The organism is Desulfatiferula olefinivorans (genome assembly GCF_054657895.1).
Window position 1 is genome coordinate 1 of sequence record NZ_BAAHXV010000146.1, and the last position, 279, is coordinate 279.

Consider the following 279-nt stretch of genomic DNA (forward strand, 5'->3'; position numbering starts at 1 on the left):
AAAGGTGTATCCGGTTCTCACCAGGGACCCGGTGTTGCCCAGAACGGTGGCCGTGTCGCCGTTATGATAGCTGGTCCCGTCCGTGGGCACGGCGCCCCCGGTGTTGGCATTGCCGTCATAGGTGACGGAATAGGTGTTTTCCGTCCACTGGGCATACAGGGTGACATTGGAAGACCCCATGGCAAAGGTGTCCCCGCCGCTGTAGGCGGTACCGGATCCGTTGGCGGCGGTGTTCCATCCGGCAAAGGTGTATCCGGTTTTCACCAGGGACCCGGTGTT

1 protein-coding gene is annotated in these 279 nt (G+C 61.3%); it reads right to left on the reverse strand.

Going from position 1 to position 279, the window contains the following annotated elements:
* A partial coding sequence (locus ACYQ11_RS22230) for an InlB B-repeat-containing protein (protein ID WP_459926027.1) occupies nucleotides 1-279 on the reverse strand: 279 nt, incomplete at both ends.